The sequence below is a fragment of the Xanthomonas sp. NCPPB 3583 genome, from assembly GCF_041475715.2.
GTDB classification, from domain to species: Bacteria; Pseudomonadota; Gammaproteobacteria; order Xanthomonadales; family Xanthomonadaceae; genus Xanthomonas; species Xanthomonas euvesicatoria.
The window spans coordinates 2508885-2528523 of record NZ_CM191263.1; the positions used below are offsets into that span (position 1 = coordinate 2508885).

Annotated in this window: 14 protein-coding genes; 6 read left to right on the forward strand and 8 right to left on the reverse strand. The window is 65.3% G+C overall.

Annotated elements, in window-relative coordinates; all coding sequences use genetic code 11:
• Window positions 1–77: 77 nt before the first annotated feature.
• Complete coding sequence (locus ACCQ07_RS11000) at window positions 78–3203, reverse strand: multidrug efflux RND transporter permease subunit (RefSeq protein ID WP_071117841.1); 3126 nt, start codon at window positions 3201–3203, stop codon at window positions 78–80.
• Between the two features lie 50 nt (window positions 3204–3253).
• The gene (locus ACCQ07_RS11005; RefSeq protein ID WP_071117840.1) at window positions 3254–4366 is read right to left on the reverse strand and encodes an efflux RND transporter periplasmic adaptor subunit; all 1113 of its coding nucleotides are present in this window, start codon (window positions 4364–4366) and stop codon (window positions 3254–3256) included.
• A gap of 123 nt (window positions 4367–4489) precedes the next feature.
• Here ACCQ07_RS11005 and ACCQ07_RS11010 point away from each other — a divergent pair, with 123 nt between their 5' ends.
• Window positions 4490–5062: a TetR/AcrR family transcriptional regulator gene (locus tag ACCQ07_RS11010; protein WP_372363321.1), complete on the forward strand. Its 573-nt coding sequence runs from the start codon at window positions 4490–4492 to the stop codon at window positions 5060–5062.
• Between the two features lie 296 nt (window positions 5063–5358).
• Here ACCQ07_RS11010 and ACCQ07_RS11015 read toward each other — a convergent pair whose 3' ends face one another.
• Entirely contained in the window at window positions 5359–7185 is a 1827-nt protein-coding gene (locus ACCQ07_RS11015; protein WP_372363323.1) for a transmembrane repetitive protein, read from the reverse strand.
• Window positions 7186–7198: 13 nt separating this feature from the next.
• A complete protein-coding gene (locus tag ACCQ07_RS11020) occupies window positions 7199–7798 on the reverse strand; it encodes an NfuA family Fe-S biogenesis protein (protein WP_008575672.1) in 600 nt (199 codons plus the stop codon).
• Between the two features lie 88 nt (window positions 7799–7886).
• Here ACCQ07_RS11020 and ACCQ07_RS11025 point away from each other — a divergent pair, with 88 nt between their 5' ends.
• The 4 genes from ACCQ07_RS11025 to ACCQ07_RS11040 all read left to right on the forward strand — a co-directional run bounded on the left by ACCQ07_RS11025 (window position 7887) and on the right by ACCQ07_RS11040 (window position 11866).
• Window positions 7887–8243, forward strand: a complete 357-nt coding sequence (locus ACCQ07_RS11025) for a 4a-hydroxytetrahydrobiopterin dehydratase (RefSeq protein ID WP_003489213.1) — start codon at window positions 7887–7889, stop codon at window positions 8241–8243.
• Window positions 8240–8662 (forward strand): energy transducer TonB, encoded by a 423-nt coding sequence (locus ACCQ07_RS11030; RefSeq protein ID WP_011347609.1) that lies wholly within the window; start codon window positions 8240–8242, stop codon window positions 8660–8662. Before ACCQ07_RS11025 ends, ACCQ07_RS11030 begins: the two co-directional genes overlap by 4 nt.
• A gap of 264 nt (window positions 8663–8926) precedes the next feature.
• Complete coding sequence (gene zupT, locus ACCQ07_RS11035; protein ID WP_372363324.1) at window positions 8927–9745, forward strand: zinc transporter ZupT; 819 nt, start codon at window positions 8927–8929, stop codon at window positions 9743–9745.
• Window positions 9746–10042: 297 nt separating this feature from the next.
• Window positions 10043–11866 (forward strand): DUF3300 domain-containing protein, encoded by a 1824-nt coding sequence (locus ACCQ07_RS11040; protein WP_372363325.1) that lies wholly within the window; start codon window positions 10043–10045, stop codon window positions 11864–11866.
• Window positions 11867–11899: 33 nt separating this feature from the next.
• On the opposite strand, the gene ACCQ07_RS11045 is transcribed toward ACCQ07_RS11040, so the two are convergent.
• Entirely contained in the window at window positions 11900–12886 is a 987-nt protein-coding gene (locus tag ACCQ07_RS11045; RefSeq protein ID WP_372363326.1) for an RluA family pseudouridine synthase, read from the reverse strand.
• 409 nt (window positions 12887–13295) lie between these two features.
• Between ACCQ07_RS11045 and ACCQ07_RS11050 the strand changes: the two genes are divergently transcribed.
• Window positions 13296–16964 (forward strand): Rne/Rng family ribonuclease, encoded by a 3669-nt coding sequence (locus ACCQ07_RS11050; RefSeq protein ID WP_372364142.1) that lies wholly within the window; start codon window positions 13296–13298, stop codon window positions 16962–16964.
• Window positions 16965–17487: 523 nt separating this feature from the next.
• On the opposite strand, the gene ACCQ07_RS11055 is transcribed toward ACCQ07_RS11050, so the two are convergent.
• The 3 genes from ACCQ07_RS11055 to ACCQ07_RS11065 form a co-directional block, all read right to left on the reverse strand.
• Window positions 17488–18135, reverse strand: a complete 648-nt coding sequence (locus ACCQ07_RS11055; RefSeq protein ID WP_003489223.1) for a response regulator — start codon at window positions 18133–18135, stop codon at window positions 17488–17490.
• Window positions 18136–18374: 239 nt separating this feature from the next.
• The gene (locus ACCQ07_RS11060) at window positions 18375–19121 is read right to left on the reverse strand and encodes a sulfurtransferase (RefSeq protein WP_136732588.1); all 747 of its coding nucleotides are present in this window, start codon (window positions 19119–19121) and stop codon (window positions 18375–18377) included.
• Window positions 19122–19220: 99 nt separating this feature from the next.
• The gene (locus ACCQ07_RS11065) at window positions 19221–19586 is read right to left on the reverse strand and encodes a DUF6164 family protein (RefSeq protein WP_218556108.1); all 366 of its coding nucleotides are present in this window, start codon (window positions 19584–19586) and stop codon (window positions 19221–19223) included.
• Window positions 19587–19639: the final 53 nt, after the last annotated feature.

Consider the following 19639-nt stretch of genomic DNA (forward strand, 5'->3'; position numbering starts at 1 on the left):
TCGGCACGAACGCTATCGCGATTCCTGCCGCCCTCTCCTCACGATCGACCGATGCCGCATGCAGTTGCCCGGCATGATCATGTGGAGGGCTCCGCCGGGTTTGCAGCTGCACTCCTGCGGGCAGCCACATACGCCATCACCCAGGTAAAAAAGATCGGGGTGAACACGACACCAAGCGTACTGGCCGCCAGCATGCCGCCGATCACGCCGGTACCCAACGCATTCTGGCTCGCTGCACCCGCACCGCGTGCGATCACCAGCGGAATCACGCCGAGAATGAAGGCCAGCGACGTCATCACAATCGGGCGAAAGCGCAGCCTAGCCGCCTGCATTGCAGCGTCCGGCACGCGCGCGCCCTGCGCATGCAGTTCCTTGGCGAATTCCACGATCAAAATCGCATTCTTGGCGGCCAGGCCGATGATGGTGATCAGGCCGACCTTGAAGTACACATCGTTGGAAAGGCCGGCCACCCACACCGCGGCGGTTGCGCCAATCGCGCCGATCGGCACGATCAGCATCACCGAAAACGGAATCGCCCAACTCTCGTACAGCGCGACCAGCAGCAGAAACACCACCAGCAAGGCCAGGCCGAGCAGCAGTGGCGCCTGTGTGCCGGCAGCTTTTTCTTGATACGACAGTGCAGACCATTCGTAGCCAATGCCCTGGGGAAGTGCAGTCGCCAGGCGCTCCATTTCCGCCAGCGCGTCGCCCGAGCTGATGCCTGGCGCAGCCTCGCCGGTGAGATTGACCGATGCATAGCCGTTGTAGCGGGCAATCTGCACCGGCCCCTGCTCCCACCGTTGCGTGGTGAACGCCGTCAACGGCACCTGCTTGCCGGTGCTGCTGGTGACAGACAGCGTGTCCAGTGATTGGGGCGTGGCGCGATCGCTTGCATTGCCCTGTACCACCACCCGTTGCAGACGACCGCGGTTGACGAAATCGTTGACGATCGTCGAGCCGAACGCGCTGGACAGCACCTCCATCGCACTCTGAAAGCTCACGCCCAGCGCTTCGGCCTTGCCGCGATCCACTTCCAGGCGCAGCTGCGGCGCATCGGCAAGACCTTCCACCATCGCGTATGCCAGCTTGGGCGACTGATTGGCCGCATGCAGCAACTGGTTCACCGACTGCATCAGCGCGTCGCGCCCAAGATTGCCGCGGTCCTGCACGCGCAGCGAGAAACCGCCGGAATTGCCCAGGCCTTCGATCGGTGGCGGCATCACGGCCATGATGGTCGCGTCGCTGATGCGTCCCAGCGCCGCGTTGGCGGCCGCCACTTCGCTGGCCACCGATTCGCTGTCGCCGCGTTCGCTCCAGTCTTTCAGTGACGGAAAGGCCATGGCCGCATTGGCGCCGCTTCCGGAGAAACTGAAACCGTACACCAGCGTCACGTCCTGCATGCTCGGCCGCGCGGCGAGGTAATCGTTGACCTGTTGCCCGGCCGCGCGCGTACGGCTGTAGCTGGCGCCGGGCGGCAACTGCATGTCTACGATCATGTAGCCCTCGTCTTCCTGCGGTACGAAGGCCTCCGGCAGCCGCACGTATGCCAGCCCAAGCGCGCAAAGCAGCACGGCGTACACCAGCATGTAGCGTCCGGCACGGCGCACCAGGCGATGGTTCAACTGATCGAAACGCGACGTCAGCGCGCTGAAGTTGCGGTCGAACCAAGCGAAGAATCCCTGCTTCTCATGGCGGCCGTCGATGGGTACCAGGAACGTCGCGCACAGTGCCGGGGTCATGGTCAGCGCCAGGAAACCGGAAAACAGGATCGAGACGGCGAGCACTGCGGAGAACTGTCGGTAGATCACGCCGACCGAACCGCTCATAAAGGCGAGCGGCAAAAACACCGCGGTGAGCACCAGGGTGATGCCGACGATCGCACCGCCCACCTGCGTCATCGCCTTGATCGAGGCATCGCGCGGCGACAGGCCTTCGCCGGCCATCAGGCGCTCGACGTTCTCAACCACCACAATCGCATCGTCCACCAGGATGCCGATCGCCAGCACCATCGCGAACATGCTCATCATGTTCACCGAGAAACCCAGCAGCTTCATCATCGCGAACGTGCCCAACAGGCACACCGGCACCACGATGGCCGGGATCAAGGTGTAGCGGATGTTCTGCAGGAACACGAACATCACCAGAAACACCAGCGCCATCGCTTCGAGCAAGGTGTGAAGCACCTTCCTGATTGCCACATTGACGAAGGTCGAACTATCGAAGGGCACCGAGTAGGTGATGTCTGCCGGAAAACGCTGCGAGAGTTCCTGCAGGCGCTGGCGCACTGCCGCCACGGTGGCGACGGCATTGCCGCCTGGCGCCAGCTGCACTGCCGCGCCGGCGGCCGGGCCACCGTTTTCCTGCACATCGAACTGGTAGTTCTCCAATCCAAGTTCCAGCTTCGCCACGTCCGACAGATGCACCACCGCGCCATTGGTCTGGGCACGCAGGATGATCTGGCCAAATTCCTGCGGCGATTCCATCAGGCCGCGCACCACCAGCGTGGTGGTCAATTCCTGATCATGCGCGCCTGGGCGTTCGCCCAGGCTACCGGCTGCCACTTGCAGGTTTTGCGCACGGATCGCGTTATTGACGTCGACAATGCTCAGCCCATAGCCGCGCAATGCCTGGGTGTCCACCCACACCCGCATCGCCGCTTCGGCGCCGAAGAACTGCACGCGTCCCACGCCGGGAACACGGCGGATCTCGTCGTTGACCACTCTGGCCGCGTAGTCGTTCAGGCGCACCACGTCCTGCGCGGCGGTCGCATCCTTGTAGACCAGCGAATACAGCATCAGGAAGCCGGCAGTGGTCTGTTCGACCTGCAAGCCAAGTTGCGTCACCGCTGCCGGCAGTCGCGATTCGGATTGACGAATGCGGTTCTGCACGTCCACCTGGGCGATGTTGGGATCGGTGCCGGGCTGGAACGTGATGGTGATCTGCGCACTGCCGTTGGAGCTGCTGGAGTCGTAATACAGCATGTCGCGCGCGCCGTTGAGCTCCTGCTCGATGACACTGGTCACCGCGTCGTTGACGACCTGGGCCGACGCGCCGGGATAGGTGGCAGAAATGCTGATCTGCGGCGGCGCCACTTCCGGATATTTTTCGACAGGCAAGGTGCGCAATGCCAGCAGGCCGGCGAGCGAGATGAAAATCGCAACCACCCACGCGAAGTTGGGGCGGTCGATAAAGAATCGGGACATGGACGGTCACCGGGGCGCCACGCGCCCGCACAGGCGGAATGAAGAGTGGTTCAGTGCGCGGCGTTCAACACGGCACCAGGCTGGATCCGCGTCGCGCCTGAGGCGATGTAGCGCTCACCGGCCTTCAGCCCTTCGAGTATCTGCCAGTCGGTGCCGACCATCGCGCCGGTTCGGACATCGCGCAGTTCGGCCCTGCCGTCGGCGCCCACGACCATCACCGCAGCGCTGCCGCCCGGTCGCCGCTGAATCGCCCGCTGTGGCACGTAGACCGCGTCGCTGGCGGTACCGTTCGGCGTGCGCACGCGCACGAACATCCCCGGCAGCAACAGGTTGTCGCGGTTGTCGAATTGCGCGCGCAGCGACACCGTATCGGTTGTTTCGTCCACCCGCATGTCCGCGAACAGCAGGTCGCCCTCGCGTGTCTCGCCGAGCTCAGGAATGTCGATGACGACCTTGAGCGGCGCCTCGCCTTTGCGGGCGCGACCGCGCAACTTCAGCGCTTCGGCGACCGGACGATTGAAGTCGGCGAAGATCGGATCGAGCTGTTGTATCAGCGCCATTTCTGTCGCCTCGCCCCCCTGCCCGACCAGCGCGCCCTCGGTGACCAGCGCCCGCCCGATGCGGCCGTCGATCGGCGCACGCACCGTGGCGAAGCCCAGCTCCAGTTGCGCGGTTTTCAGCGCCGCACGCGCCGACGCCACGGCTGCCTGGGTGCTTTTGAAATTGCTGCGGGCGGTGTCGAAGTCCTGCCGGCTGATCACCTGCCGCTGCACCAGTTGCTGGCTGCGTTCGAACTGGGCGGCGGCATTTTCCAGCTCGGCGTCGCTACGCCTCAGCTCCCCGCGTGCGCGCGCCACCGCGGCCTCGAACGGCGCGGGGTCGATCTGAAACAACACCTGCCCGGCCCTGACGTCCGAACCTTCTTCGAACCGGCGTGCCAGCACCACGCCGGCCACGCGCGCACGAACCTGCGCTACGCGCATCGGCGAAACACGGCCGGGCAGATCGGTGGTCTGCAACACCTTGCGCGCCTGCGCGGTGGCGATTTCCACCGCAGGTGCAACCGAAGACTCAGCGGATGGAGCGGCTTTGCCGCAGGCGGCCAGTGCGAACGGAAGGAAGGCGCACAGCGAAAAGAAACGGTAAGCGCGTTGGGCTGTCACAGCGCGGGGTCCAATGGATGACGCGGCAATGATGCGCCATAGATCCTTATGAATCAAATATGATTCATAAGGATCATTTCCAAAGAACCTGTATCATCCCTGCTTCACTCGTTTTTCAAGCGTATGAGCCAGGACGACCAACGCCTTATCCGCCTGCTGGCCGCAACGCTGACCCGCCGCCCACGCAGCAATCTCACCGAACTGGCCGCCGGCGCGGGGATCAGCCGCGCGACGCTGTACCGCTTTGCCCCGACCCGCGCGGCAATCGTGGAAAAGGTCACCGCCGAAGCGTGGCTGCGTCTGCAGGCGGCCCTGCCCGACGACGACGCCCTGCCCGATCCCATGGCAAGCCTGCGACGCATGACGCACGCCTTGGTGGAAGACCTGGATCTGGTCATCTACATCGTCAACGAGATGGGCATGGAGGGCGCCGAACGCGGCAACACCTATTACGCCGCGCCGGAGTGGGAGTCGTTCCAGGCGCATCTGGATGCTTTCTTCTTGCACGGCCAGCGGCGCGGCGTGTTCGGTATCGAAATGCCGGCGTCCTGGTGGAGCGACTTCTACCTCTCGTGCCTGTTCGGAGCCGGTTGGGCAGTGGCCACCGGCCGTCTGGCACAGGCATCGGTCGTGCGTGCGGTCCTGACCTCGTTCCTGGAAGGCGCACGTTCCGGTTTGAGAGTGCAATCTCCCTAGCCGCGAGCCGCTGGCGCCACCGTCACCGTCACCGGCAGCCGGAACACCACGCGATGTATCGCGTTTCCGCAGTTTGAGCGATCGGTTTTTATCGAAGCGGTAAACCGGTTCGCCGGTGGCCGGCACGGTCTGCAGCCGATGGACGAGCGCCCCCCCGCATCCTGCGCTCTCGGCGGCTGATGCAGACAATGCATGTCCACGCGCCCGGAGGCGCGCAAGCGCACCGTGAAGCGAAGGGGCGCAGGGCTGATCTGTGCACTCAGGCAGACATCGCCGCACCTCATCGCGCGTCACGCTTACCCGCCGTTATGGGGCAGCGCGCCCTTGTCTTCCTGCAACTCACGCTTGAACGGCACGTCCGGCGGTGGGCGTGCGGTAGCCGGTTGATCGTTGAGATTGGGGTCGCTCAGGCCGCAACCGCCGCCGAATTGCAGCAGGGACACCACGCAACTGATCTTGGTGGTCGTGCCCGGAATCGGAATCTCGATCTTCTTCAGGCCGCGCCGCACCCATTCCTGCAGCAGCGTCTGGTTCGGCATCCAGTACTTGTCCAGCGATGTCGGCGTGTAGCCGTACGGCGGACGTTTAAGCCAGGTGCCGCCCTGGGCAATCTGGTCGCGGGTCCAGGTATCGGTCTCGCTGCCTGGTGGTCCGCGGTCACCTGCACCCTGGCCGGCATCACCGGCTCCGGTGGCCACCTTGATGCTGCCATCGGCATTGAACATGCCGTTGCGCTGGGTGTTGCCACCCGTCGTGTCGCCTTGCCGATTGCGGTCGGACTTGCTCCAGTCGTCGGCGTTGGCGGCCACGTCCCACCCGCCGCTGCGATCGGCAGGCGCCGGGCCGGCATGACCGCTGGCGGCTGGCTTGGCGGGCGACGATGCAGCGGCTGGCGCGCTGCTGGAACGTTCGGACCGGGCAGGACTGGCCTGCGACTGTGCAGGTTGCGCGGCTGCTTGCGCGGATGGCGCCGCCACGGTGGCCGGCGGTGGGTCGGGAGTCGCAGGCGTTGCTGGCACGACAGGCGTCGCCGCCACTGGCGCAGGCGCCGGATCCGGCACATTCGGCAGCTCTGCGGGACGCACCGCAACGTCAGGCATGCGCACGGTCGGCGAGATCTCACGCAGGCGCGCAGCCGGCGCGGCGATTTGCGGGCGCTCGGGGATGACGATGTCGCGCTCGCGCACTGTTGGCGCAGCGGCAGAGCGCACCGCCACGTCGGTGGCCGGGCGCTGCAGTTCGCGCACCTGCGGGCGTTCGGTCACCGTCTGGATGTCGCGTTGACGCACTTCGACCTGCGGCGCCGCCCGCTCGATCGCACGCGGCGTCAGCGTGATCGTTGGCGGCGGTGGGACGACAAAGTCGTTGGTGGCGACCGGGGTTTCGGTGACCTGCAGCGGCGATTCGATCGTCACCGGCGGCACCTGCACCGTCACCTGCGGAATATCCGCGGTGACGGGTTCGCTGGCCGCTTGCACCGGTTCCGGCGCATGTTCTGGTACCTGGGCTGTGTCGGGGCGCTCGACAGGATCGGCAGCTGGCGGCACTGGCGTCGGTGTCGGTGCCGGCGATGCAGCTGGTTCGCTCTTCGCCGCCGATGCACCCGCGTGCGCTGGCGAAGACGCCGCAGCTGCAGCAGCCTGCGTCGATGCCTCGGCCGCAGGTTGACCTTCCCCGCCGCCCTGCGCTTCAGCCCCATCGCCGATCAAGGTCATGCGCACCCGCGATTCGTCGCCGGGCTTGGTTTCTTCCGGCGCCCAGCGCACGGTGACCACCCAGATGAGCAGCGCACCAAAACCGAGGTGGATGAGAAAACTGCCGAGCACCGCCAGCCAGTGCTGCCGACGCTGATCCTTCGGCCGCGGGTCCCAGTGTTGCCACCACAGGCTGCGGAACGCCTGGAATGGCGACAGCAGGGAGACGCCGGCCACATCGCGCCGATCCGGCTGCCCACGCGCCAACAGCACATCCATGACATGGTCATCGTTGAATGGCGCAGCCGCGTGCTTGCGGTTGCCCATCCAGATGCCCCAGCCATACGGAAGGCCGGTGCGCCGATCCAGAATGAGCTTGCCGGGCATGCGCGCGCGCAGTGCCTGCAGCAGATCGGCAGCCGTTGTCACCGGTGGCGCGGAATCAGGCCGCGCTGTCGCGCGGAATGTAGGGAGCGTCGCCGGTGGCGTGGTCGGTCGCATCGCGCACCGCAGTCACGCCGGGCACGCGCCCCATCAAGGTCTTTTCGATGCCCTGCTTCAAGGTCACGTCGGCCATGCCGCAGCCGTGGCAACCGCCGCCGAAGCGCAGCAACACCACGCCGTCGGCAGAGACTTCCTGCACGGCCACGCGCCCGCCATGCGATGCCAACTGCGGGTTGATTTCGTTTTCCACCACCCAGCGCACGCGCTCCACCATCGAAGCCGACTCTGCGGGCGCTTCGCCCTTGATCTTGGGCGCCTTGATGGTGAGCTGCTGGTTGCCGGTGGACTGGGTGACGTAGTCGATTTCGGCCCCGTCCATCCACGGCACGCTGGCAGCGACCACATACAAGGTGAAACCATCGCAGTCGATCGCCCATTCGTCGCCGCTCAGGTCCGCCGGTTCGGCGAACTCAAGCCGGGCATCGGCACGTGGGGTACCCGCATCCACCGCGCTCAGGCGCACGCCCATGCCGGGCACGCCCTCGCGTTCGATGAGCTTGCGGAAATAGGTCTGGGCTTTGTCGGATATCTGGATCATGCGGGTTATTCTACCGCCCAAAGCGCCCTCGCTCATGGAACACCGTGATCCTGGTGGGCGCGCCGTCCGCCACCCCTGCGAGACCGTCATGACCGATCTGATTCCCCTGGAGCAGGCCCACTGCCTCCCGCGCAAAGGCAGCGACCACAAGCTGGGCGAGGCGCGCCTGGCCGAGCTGCTGCCGCAGGTGCCCGGCTGGGAGCTGGCCGAGGCCGGCATGGCGCTCACGCGCACGTTCCGCTTCGCCGACTATTACCGCACCCTGGCCTTTGTGAATGCGCTGGCCTGGATCGCCCATCGCGAAGACCACCACCCCGACCTGGGCGTGCATTACGACCGCGTCGTGGTGCGCTATTCCACCCATGACGTGGGCGGACTGAGCGAAAACGACTTCATCTGCGCGGCCAAGACCGCGCAGCTCTACGATCAGGGAATCACTGCATGAACATGTATCGCGCCGCGTTCGCCGGCCTCGTCGTCGCCACCGGCCTTGCTGGCTGCGGCAAGTCGCCACAGCAGGCCGCCGCGCCCACTGTCGCGCCCACCGAGCTGGCCGCCCTGAAGACGCCGCCGCCGGAATATTCGCCGCAGCTGGCCTGCGCCGGTGTGGGCGGCACGACCGTGCTACGGGTCGTGGTCGGCACCCAGGGCACCCCGACCGATGTCTCGGTGGCACAGAGCAGCGGCCAGCCCGTGCTCGACGAAGCGGCCCGGACGCGCGTGCGCGAGTGGCAGTTCAAGGCCGCCACCCGCAATGGCCAGGCCGTGCCGCAGACCATCCAGGTGCCGGTCTCGTTCAAGCCGCCGGTGCCGCGTCCGAACGAATGTTTCGCCATCGAGGAACGCGCACGCCGCGGCGGCTGAGGACAGCGGAGGTCGGTGACGCCTTATTCCTGCACGGCACAAGCGCATCGACACCAGCGCATGAGCAACAGCGCCTTGTTCGCGCGCTTGAGTGTCGCCCCTGCCTGACGCTGGCGCAGAGGCGCTGCTTTTCGTCTTCGACACCACGTCTTCGTCATCGCGGCATGGCCATCCTGCTTCCGCGGAGGGGTGTGCGTATCTGGCGAGCTGCAGTTGCCACGCTCTCCGCAGGAAGTTCTTCATTCCACGAGGACGTCGCGCCACATGCTTGCAGTGTCATCACACAATCTCTGGATCGCGCTTGCGGTCACGCTGGCGGCCGGGCTGGCAACCGGGCTCGGCAGCCTCATGGTGGTGTTCGCCAAAAAGCCCAATCCGCGCCTGTTGGCATTCGGCCTGGCCTTCGCCGGCGGCGCCATGGTGTACGTGTCGCTCACCGAGATCCTCAACAAATCGATCGTCGCGTTTTCCCATGCCTACAACGACAAGCTCGGCTTTACCTTCGGTACCCTGACCTTTCTGGGCGGCATGCTGCTGATCATGCTGATCGACCGCCTGGTGCCGAATCCGCACCAGAGCTTGTCCAGCGACGATCCGCAGTTTCGCGAAGACAACCGGGCCTATATCCGCCGGGTTGGCCTGATGACCGCCGTCGCGATCACTGCGCACAATTTCCCGGAAGGATTGGCGACTTTCTTCGCCACGCTTGAAAGCCCGGCGGTCGGCATGCCGCTGGCGTTCGCGATCGCCATCCACAATATTCCCGAAGGCATCGCGATCGCGGTGCCGGTGTATTTCGCCACGCGCAACAAGTTCTATGCGGTGGGCGCCAGCCTGCTCAGCGGGTTGGCCGAACCGGTCGGTGCAGGCATCGGATATCTGGCCTTGTCCAGCGTGCTCTCGGATGCGGTCTTCGGCACCGTGTTCGGGCTGATCTCCGGGGTCATGGTGTTTCTGGCGCTGGACGAATTACTGCCGGCTGCCAAGCGCTACGCACAAGGTCACGAGACCGTGTATGGCCTGGTCTCGGGCATGGGAACGCTGGCGATCAGCCTGGTGTTGTTCCGTTTCGCAACGCCGTGAAGCGCGTCATGCGCGGGCATCACCACTCGTGATGGACTGGCGCGAAGTCTGTTGCAGCAAGTGCAGACAATGCCGCTTCAGAAGCCCGATCGCTGTGTTGCCCGTGACGAGCCGACGCGCCCGCCCGCCTGAAATCAACCGCATGCCACGCAGCGCACCTGCGTGAGGTGCTGTTTCCCGCATGTCTGCTGAACACCGTCGCGCCTGGTCGACTGAAGCCAAGTTCTAGAAAGGTTCCAGACATTCAAGCCGGCGCATGGTACGCGCGTCATCAACGCACACACAGCGAGGTGCCGTATGCAACGCACATGGTCACAAGGGCGCCTTGCCTTGGCGCTGTCGATCGCATCCACTGGCCTGATTGCACTCGGCGGCTGCCAACGCACCGACGCACCGGCGCCGGCCGCCGCCGAGCCTCCGCCGCCTCCCAGCGCGATGGCAGCGCCGGCTTACACGCCGCCCACGGCGGACCAGCTTTACCAACTGGTCGCGCCGATTGCCCTGTTTCCAGACAAGTTGCTGGCGCAAACCTTGGCGGCGTCGGTGTATCCCGATCAAGTGGTCACCGCACAGGAATGGCTACGCAGCAATAGCGGTTTGAGCGCTGCAGATCGCGCGCAGGCCACGGTGTCGCAATCGTGGGACCCGAGCATCAAGGCACTGACCGCCTTTCCCGACGTGGTGGCCCAACTGGCTGGCAATCTGGATTGGACGCGTGCGCTCGGCGATGCCTACGCCCACGATCCCAACGATGTGCTCAACGCGGTGCAGATCATGCGCCAACGCGCCCAGGCCAGCGGCCATCTGCACAGTACGCCGCAACAGCAAGTGCAGGTGGCGCGCCACGTGGTGGTGACGCCCATTCCGGATGAGGGCCGCATCCCGCCGCCCTCGCAGGTGATCACCATCGAACCAGCGCAACCGGATGTGGTGTACGTGCCGCGCTACGATCCCGGCGTGGTCTACGGCGCGCCGGTCGATGTCTACAGGGAGTATCGCTACCGCCCGGTCCGCTGGTACGACGAAGGCGACGTTGTCACCACCGGCCTGGTGTCCTTCGGCGTCGGCGTACTGGTGGGCGGCGCACTCGAGCACCATCACGGTTGGTTCGGCTGGGCCGAGCCGGCGCCTGTCTGGCACCGCTGGGGCTGGAACAGCTGGGGTGTGGATTGGAACGCGCCGCCGGCCGCACCGCATTACGTGGTCTACCAGAACCATGTCTACGCGCCGCGTACCACCATCATCAACAACCGAAATACGTATGTCGATTCACGCTCGTACGTGAATCAGGACCAGCGCCATTGGTCCACTTCGACATCCGCGCCTGTGGCCGGGATGTCCCCAGCCAACTTCCATGCGGCGCAGGCGGCCGCTCTACCGGCAGCAGTCGCCAGCGCACGTGGGCTTGGTGCGTTTGCAGGAGCGGCCACGCCAGCGCCTTCGCCCGCCCAACTGCATCGCCCGCCCGACTATGCGCATCTGGCCACACCGCATTTCAATGCACAGATGCTGCAACCAGGCCGCCCGGTAGCACTGAACGCATCGCCATCGCCATCGCCGTCGTCGCATGCTGCGCCCCTGACAACTGCGGGCCATCCGATGCAGCCATTGCCCTCCGGGATGCGTTCGCCGCGCGTGCAAGTACCGGCATTCGCCTCGGCTGCAACGCCTGCACGGGTGAATGACTTGCAGGCCGCACAGCAGCACATGGCGCAGATGCACGCACAGTCGCGGGCAGCGCAGGAACAGGCAGCTGCAGCCAACCGCGCACATGCCGGCATGCCGCCGCGCGATGCATTTGCGAGCCGCGACGCCCGCGACAGCCAGTTCCGAGCCCAAGCCCAACCTGCGCAATGGAAGCCGCCCGTGCAAGAGCAGCGGCAGCTGGCGCCTCACCAGCAGTTTGCATCCGCGGCAGTGCCGCGTGTCGAACGTGCGCAGCCGTCGCAGCCGCGTGACGAACCGCGCCCGGTCATGAAGACAGAGCCGCAGCAGCGCATGCAGCGGATGGCGTCCTTCGCCCCGCCGCGTGCCGCTCCGACCCATCAGGCCGATATGCACCAGCAACGCCCGCATCCGTCGGCGCAGCCGCAACATCACGACCATCGCCACGAAGGCTGAGCCAGCCGCGCTGGCGCAGCCGCCATGGCTGCGTCAGCGACCGAGCTGGTCCAGGGCCTCGGCGAGCTCTGGCGCCAATGGCGCGCTCAACACGTACGGCGTCTTGCCGGCATCCAGTGCGAATTCCAGCGATGCGGCATGCAGGAACAGCCGCTTCAAACCAAGCTGGTCGCGTAGGCGCTTGTTGACGTCTGCCTCACCGTATTTCTCGTCGCCGGCCACCGGGTGCCCCAGGTGCTGGGCATGCACGCGAATCTGGTGGGTGCGACCGGTCTCGATGCGCACTTCGCAATAGGAATGGCCGCCGCGCCGTTCCAGCAACTTGAAATGGCTCAGCGACGGCTTGCCGATCGCATTCACCTGCACATGCCGCTCCCCTCCCTGGCGCAGGCCGATATGTAGCGGCGCGTCCACGGTCATCACGCCGTCGGGCATGCGGCCCACCAGCAGGGTCAGGTAGCGCTTGGTGATGCTGCGTCCTTCGACGCGGTCGTCTTCACGCATGAGGGCCTGCAGCTCGGTCAGCGCCGAGCGCTTCTTGGCCACGATCAATAGGCCGGACGTATCGCGATCAAGCCGGTGCACCAGTTCCAGGCTCTGGTTCGGGCGCAGCGCCCGCAGCGTTTCAATGGCGCCGAAGCTGATCCCGCTGCCGCCATGGCTGGCAACCCCGGACGGCTTGTTCAGGGCAAGCAGGCGCGCATCCTCGAACACGATTGCCGCTTCCAGCCGCGCCATGAATGATGACGGCGGCGCGGCCTTGTCGCCCTCTTCGTTGATGCGCACCGGCGGAATCCGCACTTCTTCGCCGCCCTCGAGCTTGCGTTCGGCCTTGGCACGCCCGCCATTCACGCGCACCTGACCGCTGCGCACCAGCTTGTAGATCAGGCTACGCGGAGCGCCCTTGAGCTGGCCAAGCAGGAAATTGTCCAGCCGCTGCCCAGCACGGTCTTCCGGAACTTTGAGAATGCGCACGCCGACGCGGTCGGCCGGCGGCTTGGGGGGCTGGGGGTCGGTCATCCGGCTCTTTATTCTGTTACACTCGGCGAGCGAGATAAGGGTTTGATTTTGTTGGAAGTTGATTGGCCAGAAGCCTGACTTCCGATGATTCCGGCACAGTGCGCGACCACCGCCCCCGGGGCGGCCATGTTAGCGGCTCACCGGCCTACCCGGCCATCGCCAGCGGTTTTTGACCGCTGCGCTGAACATGTCCCGTGCGCTGCCCCGGTTTGTCCGGACGCGGCTGCCGGCCCTGAAACACCTATAAAACTTAAACAAGCGCTCCCGCGGCCTGCCGTGGTGTTGCAGCGCTGGAAACTCTGGTCAGGCCTGTCCGCGCGTTGCGCGAAGGGCCGACAAGCTGTTCCAGAGGCGAAACGTCACGGCGTTCCGCGCGGTAGAGCGCGTGAGGAACGCAACAATGAAGCGAATGCTGATCAACGCAACGCAGGCCGAAGAGCTGCGCGTGGCGATTGTGGACGGCCAGACCCTGTACGACATCGACATCGAACAGCCGTCCAAGGAACAAAAGAAGTCCAACATCTACAAGGGCCGTATCACCCGGCTAGAGCCTTCCCTGGAAGCGGCGTTCGTGGACTATGGCGCCGAGCGTCATGGCTTCCTGCCGCTGAAGGAAATTTCCCGCGATTATTTCCAGGCCGGCGTCGACCATAACAAGTCGACCATTCGTGAGCTGCTGCGCGAAGGCCAGGAAATCGTCGTGCAGGTGGACAAGGAAGAGCGTGGCAACAAGGGCGCCGCCCTGACCACGTTCATCTCGCTGGCCGGCCGCTACATGGTGCTGATGCCCAATTCGCCGAGCGCCGGTGGCGTTTCGCGCCGCATCGAGGGCGAAGACCGTGCCGCGTTGAAGGAAGCGCTGGACAAGCTCGACATTCCTGACGACATGGGCGTGATCATCCGCACTGCCGGCGTGGGCCGCGATGCCGAAGAACTGCAGTGGGATCTGGACTACCTGCTGCAGACCTGGAAGGCGATTGCCGAAGCTGCGCTGAGCAAGCCGGCCGCGTTCCTGATCTACCAGGAATCGCGCCTGATCATCCGCGCCCTGCGCGACTACCTGCGCGCCGATATCGGCGAGATCCTGGTCGATACGCCGGAGCTCTACGCCGACGCCCAGGAATTCATGAAGCAGGTGATGCCGCAGAGCCTGCGCAAGCTCAAGCACTACACCGACGATATCCCGCTGTTCAATCGCTTCCAGATCGAATCGCAGATCGAAGGCGCCTATGAGCGCAACGTGCGCCTGCCCTCGGGCGGCTCGATCGTGGTGGACCAGACCGAAGCGCTGACCGCCGTCGACGTGAACTCCTCGCGCGCTACCAAGGGCAGCGATATCGAAGAAACCGCGTTCCAGACCAATCTGGAAGCGGCCGAAGAAGTCGCACGCCAGCTGCGCCTGCGTGACCTGGGTGGCCTGGTGGTCATCGACTTCATCGACATGGCCTCGTCCAAGCACCAGCGCGAAGTTGAAAACAGGCTGCAGAACGCACTCAAGTACGACCGCGCACGCGTGCAGCTGGGCCGTATCTCGCGTTTCGGCCTGATGGAAATGAGCCGCCAGCGGCTGCGACCGAGCCTGGGCGAATCCAGCCAGATCGTCTGCCCGCGTTGCGATGGCCATGGCCGCATGCGCAGCGTCGAGTCGCTGTCGCTGTCGATCATCCGCGTGGCAGAAGAGCACGCTATGAAGGAAAACACCGGGCAGGTGCTGGTCCAGGCGCCGGTGGAAATCGCCAACTACCTGCTCAACGAAAAGCGCAGCGCACTGCGTGAAATCGAGCAGCGCCACGAGTCGCCGATCATCATCGTCGCCGACGAGCAACTGCACACCCCGCACTACGAAGTCACGCGCCTGCGCGAGAACGAGCTGGGCGAAGAGAGCGGCAAGCCGAGCTACCAGCGCGGCACCCCGCGCAAGCTGCCGGTGCATGCACTGACCAAGGCGCAGTTGAATATTCCCGCAGCCCCGGCGGTCACGTCGATCAAGCCGAGCCAACCGGCACCGGTTCGCGAAGAAGCCCCTGCCCCGGTCGCGCCCGTCGCTGCGCCGGCGCCGGTGGTGACCGTGCCCATTCCGGCACCGGTCACCGGTGTTGTGGGCTGGCTGAAGCGGATCTTCGGCGGCGTCGAGCCCGTCGCCCCGGCCCCGGAGTCGACCCCGCGTCCGCGCCAGAACGATGCCGGCCGCAATAACCGTGGCGAACGCGGCGAGCGTGGCGGTCAGCGCCGCGATGGTCGCGATGCCCGTAATGGCGGCAATGGTGGCAACCAGCAACGTGGCAATGGCGGCAATGGCAACGGCGCCAATAAGGAACGCCGTGACGAGCGTCGCCAGCCTGCCAGCGCCCAGGGCGCGCAGAATGGCGCACAGGCACAGCAGGTGCAGGCGCCTAAGCCGCCGCGCAATGAAACGCAGGCGTCAAAGCAGCAGCAACCGCAGCAGCAGAAGTCCAAGCCGCAGAACCAGAGCCCACGCCCGCCACGTGCGCCTGCACAGCAGGACGGCGCGCCAGCCGAGCGGCAGCCGCGTCCGGCACGCCAGGATGAGGGTACGGCAGCGGCGCAGACCGTGACCTCCACTGCCGCAACGGCCACCACGTCGAGCGTGGTGGCCGCCATTGCTGACGCCGCTGCACCCACCAATGCGCAGACCAACGCCAATGAAGCGGCGCAGGCGCATCCTGTCGATGTCATGGTGAGCGAATCCACTGCTGATCGTGGCGCCGACGCAAATGCAACTGCACCGGCCCAGGATGCCGCAGGCGACGATGCAGCCAATGGCGAAGGCGGGAGCCGTCGCCGCCGCGGCCGTCGTGGTGGCCGTCGTCGTCGTCGTGGCGCCGGTGCCAACGGAGAAGGTGGTACCAGCGTCGATGGCCTGGAAGGCGACGATCTGGACAGCGATGCCGACAACGATCTCGATGGCGACAGCGAAGGCGACGACGCCGGTGCTCATGCGCATGTATCGGGCGCACCGCGCGCCGGCCAGCCGGAGTTCGATTTCGACGATGAGGCACCGGCACCGGCGGTGCGCGCCAAGTCGGAATCCGCTGCCCAGGCAACCGCCAAGCCGCGTCCGGTTCCCAAGGAGCGCGCAGAGCCACAGGGCGGCAGTGATACAGCTTCGACCACCGCGCCGATTTCCAATACCGTGCCGGCATCGCAGCCTTCGGCAGCACCCGTTGCCGAAGCCGCCCGCGAGCGCCCTGCTGCGCCCGTCGCTGCTACCGACGCACCAGCCAAACCCGCGCCGGCTGTCACAGCGTCGACGGCTGCCAGCACCGAGGGTGCTGCAGCGCAGGCTGCAGAACAGCGCCCCGCGCCGGTCGCACAGCAGGCGTCCGCTACCCCGGCTCCGCTTGCCGCCCCTGCGCCAGTGGCATCCACGCCGGCACCTGCAGTGGCTCCCGCTGCCGGGACTGCACCGACGGCAGCGGTGGCGGCTGCCGCGGCTTCGGCACCGGCTATTGCATCGCCTGTGACCAACGATGCGGCGACAAGCAGCCAGCACCAACCTGCGCCCTCGGCGCCGGCAAGTGCGGCTGTACCTGCCGCCGACGCCGAGGCCGCGAAGGCCGACCACCAGCAGCGCGCTGTGTCGGCGGACGTGGCAGCGCCTTCGGTACAGGCAGCGCCGGTGCAGCCGGCACGGGCAACGCCTGCTGACGACCTACCGGCACCTGCGGCGGCTACGCCGGCATCGCAGGCCGCAGTAGTCACGGTGACGTCGCCGCACGCCGAGCAGTCTGCTTCGCAGGCGCCATCGGCCGAGGTGGCAATGACCTCGACCTCGACGGTTGTGCAGGCAAGCCCAAGTGCGGACACCGCGCCCGCACGCAAGCCGTATGCTCCGGTGCAGACCACCATGCTCGATGCGCTGAGCCCGAACGATGCTGCGCCAGCAGCCTCCTCGGCCAGCAAGCCTCCGGCAGACCCTGCAGCAGCGCAGGAGTTGCAGGCAGGCAAGCCCAAGCCGACGGTGGTCGTGTCCGAACCAGTCAAGCCGGCTGCTCCATCGACCGACGCCGACCAGGTGCAGGATGACGACAGCAACAAGCCGCGTGGCGATCACTGATGGCCAGGTGACTTGATTGGGTGGCCTGTTGGGATAACAGGCCACGTCAACATCGAAACAGCGGCCTTCGGGCCGCTGTTTTTTTGTGCAACGCCTGCACTAACGCCAAACCGCATCCGCCGGTTGTGATCCCGGCGAGACATCGACGCTCCACGTTCTTCCACATGAGCGGCGACGTTTGTCGTCACTCGTGGTCAGTGGGTGCAAAGACCCTTCGATCGGCAAGTGCGGCGAGGCCAGGCCTTGCTGGCACATGACGACAATCAGCGCGGAAAGCTCCTAGTACCCGGCGTGTCGTTACGCTCACCCCCCGGGCGCCCTGACGCCCGGGTCTTGTTCGACATACCGCGCGCCTCTAGAAGGTCGGGCTAGTTCCCCCACTCACGCGTTGACGCAATCCAGCAACCGCTTCTGAGGGCGAGACACGTCATTTCTAGGCACGTGATGAGCTTTCTCTACGCGATGTTGTGCGCCCTGGCCTTGCGATGCAGCGCAGCCACTGCACTGCACTCAAGGCAACGGTTCACAGCACCCTGGAGGGATCGGTCAGACCGTATTGATTGGCTAGCCGCGCCAGCGCAATGTTGTCCTGGATGCCGACCTTCTCGAACAGGCGTGCCTTGTGCGTGTTGATGGTCTTGGCGCTGAGGTTCAGGCGCTTGGCGATGTCTTCCTGGCGCAGGCCCTGGGTCAGCAGCAAGGCCACTTCCAGCTCACGGGGCGACAATGCATCAAACGGTGAACCGCCACCTTCCAGATTAGACAGAGCCAGGTTCTGCGCGATCGTATTGCCGAGATAACGCCGTCCCAATGCGACTTCACGCACCGCGCGCAGCAACTCGTGCGCGTCACCACCCTTGCCCACATAGCCGGAGGCCCCTGCCTCGAGCAAACGCTTGGGCAATGGGCCGTCTTCGAGCACGGAGACGATGATGACCCGCGTACCGTAGTCGCCCTTGACGATGCGCTCGGTAATTTCCAGGCCGCTGACGCCGGGCAAATGCAGATCGCACAGCACGATGTCCGGTTTGAGTTGACGAATCTGCGGCAATGCGGCTTCGCCGCTCTCTGCTTCACCCACCACATCGACGTCCACTTCCTTGGACAGAATCATCTTCATGCCTGTACGCACGAGTGCATGATCGTCGATCAGAAAAACTCTGATGGTCATCCTTGTTGTCCTCGCTAGCGGCTGGCTGGTGCAGCCTATCTCCGTGAATAATTCAGGGCAAGCTCGATGCGACGTATTACGCCCAAGTTAGAGCGTTATGACACGTCACTAGAGCATGCATGACGTGCGCATGGCGCGATGTCTCTAGGCAAGATGTTGCAACGTGTGCCGATGATGCGGGCGCCAGGCCGACCGGTGACATCGGGCAATGCAGTCGCGCTCGGTCAGATTTTCACTGGCTAGGCGGTACGGTCGGCGTCCACCAAGGGTTTTAATTCGGGATCCAGCGCAACGCGTTCGTCGAAGACGAAGCAGCGGCCCTCGTAGCCTTCGCCACCGACCTCTTCGAAGTAGCCGAGGATTCCGCCCTCCAGTTGCAGCACGTTGTCCATGCCATCGGCCTGCATCCACAGCGCGGCCTTTTCGCAACGGATGCCACCGGTGCAGAAGCTGACCACCGTGGCATCGGCCAACGCGCCACGATGCGGTTCCAGCGCGCCAGGCAAGTCGGTGAACTTGTCGATCGGCAGCGTCAATGCACCCTGGAAGGTCCCGTATGCCACTTCCTGCGCATTGCGCGTGTCCAGCAACACCAGCGGACGGCCGCGATCATCCTGCCCATTACGCAGCCACTCGCGCAGCACGGCAGGCGTCACCGACGGTGCACGACCTTGCAGCGGCGATGCATCGTCGCGCCGAAAACTGATGATCTCCGGCTTGATCTTGACCTTGAGCCGCGCAAACGGCTGATGCGCGCTTTCGCTGTACTTGATGCGCATCTGCGCAAACCGCGCGTCGGCCTGCAGCCAGGCATAGAACGCGCCGATCTGCTCGGCAGCCCCTGCCAGGAACAGGTTGATGCCCTCTTCGGCTACCAGTACCGATCCTTTCAGCGCATGCTGCTCGGCTTGCGCGCGCACGCCGTCGGCAAGTGTCTGCGGATCCTGGATGGTGACGAACTGGTAGGCGGCGGTATTGATCATCATGCGGCTATTTTAGGGCCGCGGGCAGCCCCTAGCGAGCGCCGTGAACGGGACGTCCAGCACGGTGCAGCAGCGTGCCTGCAAGCGCGTCATGCCGCGCACTCAGCCGCGCAACAGCACAAACGGCAGCAACACCAGCGAGGCGACGACCAGCATGCCGATCAGCGTCACGAGCACGAAGACCGGTCGCCTGCGCAGCAACGCGCCAAAGGTCTCCGCAGTGCCGGCTGCAAGTTCCTCCTGGCGCTGGGCACACGCAATCGCGCCGCGCTGCGCCTGGTAGGCATCCATCGCCGCCTTGGCGCGTGGATAGTCGGCATCGTCGCTGAGCCAGATACCGCCAGCGGAAATCCCCCAGTTGCTGGGGCGCGTTTCATAGATCTGCACGCGCTGCTCGCGCATCAGCGCCCGCACCTCATCGGCTTCGTCGTCGGGAACATTGCGCAGATTGAGCAGCAGCTTGGCCATGCCGCGATGATACCGGGAGCCAGGTGCGATAATGGCGGCCTTTCTCCATGGAC

What these genes read in the sequence shown, in the direction of transcription:
- ACCQ07_RS11000 (WP_071117841.1), bottom strand. Translation starts at nt 3,203, where the DNA reads ATGTCCCGATTCTTTATCGACCGCCCCAACTTCGCGTGGGTGGTTGCG.
- ACCQ07_RS11010 (WP_372363321.1), top strand. Translation starts at nt 4,490, where the DNA reads ATGAGCCAGGACGACCAACGCCTTATCCGCCTGCTGGCCGCAACGCTG.
- ACCQ07_RS11020 (WP_008575672.1), bottom strand. Translation starts at nt 7,798, where the DNA reads ATGATCCAGATATCCGACAAAGCCCAGACCTATTTCCGCAAGCTCATC.
- ACCQ07_RS11025 (WP_003489213.1), top strand. Translation starts at nt 7,887, where the DNA reads ATGACCGATCTGATTCCCCTGGAGCAGGCCCACTGCCTCCCGCGCAAA.
- ACCQ07_RS11030 (WP_011347609.1), top strand. Translation starts at nt 8,240, where the DNA reads ATGAACATGTATCGCGCCGCGTTCGCCGGCCTCGTCGTCGCCACCGGC.
- zupT (WP_372363324.1), top strand. Translation starts at nt 8,927, where the DNA reads ATGCTTGCAGTGTCATCACACAATCTCTGGATCGCGCTTGCGGTCACG.
- ACCQ07_RS11040 (WP_372363325.1), top strand. Translation starts at nt 10,043, where the DNA reads ATGCAACGCACATGGTCACAAGGGCGCCTTGCCTTGGCGCTGTCGATC.
- ACCQ07_RS11045 (WP_372363326.1), bottom strand. Translation starts at nt 12,886, where the DNA reads ATGACCGACCCCCAGCCCCCCAAGCCGCCGGCCGACCGCGTCGGCGTG.
- ACCQ07_RS11050 (WP_372364142.1), top strand. Translation starts at nt 13,296, where the DNA reads ATGCTGATCAACGCAACGCAGGCCGAAGAGCTGCGCGTGGCGATTGTG.
- ACCQ07_RS11055 (WP_003489223.1), bottom strand. Translation starts at nt 18,135, where the DNA reads ATGACCATCAGAGTTTTTCTGATCGACGATCATGCACTCGTGCGTACA.
- ACCQ07_RS11060 (WP_136732588.1), bottom strand. Translation starts at nt 19,121, where the DNA reads ATGATGATCAATACCGCCGCCTACCAGTTCGTCACCATCCAGGATCCG.
- ACCQ07_RS11065 (WP_218556108.1), bottom strand. Translation starts at nt 19,586, where the DNA reads ATGGCCAAGCTGCTGCTCAATCTGCGCAATGTTCCCGACGACGAAGCC.